The sequence below is a fragment of the Synechococcus sp. R3-13 genome, assembly GCF_047462195.1.
Classification (GTDB): domain Bacteria; phylum Cyanobacteriota; class Cyanobacteriia; order Thermostichales; family Thermostichaceae; genus Thermostichus.
On sequence record NZ_JANSIO010000227.1, the window covers coordinates 1 to 1380 of the forward strand.

At 62.2% G+C, this 1380-nt stretch carries 1 protein-coding gene; it reads right to left on the reverse strand.

Annotated elements, in window-relative coordinates:
• A partial coding sequence (locus NW856_RS07140) for an ATP-binding protein (protein WP_414399647.1) occupies positions 1–1380 on the reverse strand: 1380 nt, incomplete at both ends.

Consider the following 1380-nt stretch of genomic DNA (forward strand, 5'->3'; position numbering starts at 1 on the left):
GCGCTGATCCCGCCAGAGAATCGAGGGCCGCCCCTGCTCATCCGGCTGAACTTCGTCGGCAGGAACATCCAGCATCTCCTCCACGCCATCCAGGGGGAAGGCGATCAGGGCTTTGTCGCTGACACACACCATGGCCTTGGAAATGCTCAGGGTGAGGGGGAGGCGGATGGTAAAGGTGGTTCCTTTGCCCCGCGCAGAATCCACTTGAATGCTGCCGCGCAGATCGGTGATGTTGCGGCGCACCACATCCAAGCCAACCCCCCGCCCGGCCAGATCGTCCACCTCGCTGGCCTCGCGAACGCTGAAGCCAGGGTGGAAGAGAACGTTGAACACTTCGTCTTCGTCGGCTTGCTCCGACAGCAGCCCCAGCCTTTGGGCCTTGGCCTTGACCTTCTCCACCGGGATCCCGGCGCCATCGTCCGAGACGATGATGATGGTTTGGTTGCCCTGATAGAAGGCCTTGACGGTGATCTTGCCCTCAGGGGGCTTGCCCGCCCGCCGCCGCTCCTCAGGGGTCTCGATCCCGTGTACCAGGGCGTTGTTCACCAGGTGGGTCATGGGGTCATAGAGCTCCTCCAGGATGGCCTTGTCGATGAGCGTGTCACGGCCTTCCACCACCAGGCTGGCCTGCTTGCCCGTTTTGATGGAGAGATCCCGAATGGCGCGGGGCAACCGATCGGCAACTTGCGAGAAGGGCACCATGCGCGCCCGGTTCAGGCCCTCTTGCAGTTGGGTGGTTACCTGCCGGAATTGGCGGGTAATCTGCTCTGCCTCATCCACGGCAAACTCGATGTCGGAGGAGGACTCGCGCACCCGCACGATGAGCTCAATGATCTCCTGGGCCAGAGCGTGGAAGGCCGTAAACTGGTCCATCTCCAGCTTGTCGAACTCTTGGCCGGAGGAATGACTCCGCCTTCCTCGGCTGGATCCCTCCCCATTTCGACCGAAGCCCACCGTTACCGTGCCGCCATAGGCTGAGCTGCTGCGGCTGGAGAACAAAGCCGATTCCAGCAAGGAGCGGTCATACTGATCCCGCATGCGCTGGCCCAGATCCCCTAGCTGTTGCACACGGCCCAACAGGCCATCCAGAAACTGGCGCAGACGGGTTTGGTTTTGCTCCATGCTGTTGCGGATGACCACCAACTCTCCCACCAGGTTGTTGATGGAGTCGAGGTGGCGCACCTCCACCCGCATCACAGGGTTGCTGAGGGCAGCAGTTCGCCGTGAAGTCGGCCCAGTTGCCGCCGGAGCGGGAGCAGCAACAGATGGTGAAGGTGTAGGAGCAGCGGCAGGCGCTTTGGGAGCTACAAAGGGCTCCGCACCGCTGACGCGATCGAGATCCCCCAGGAGAGACTCCAGTTGGGCTTCAAAATCGCTTCC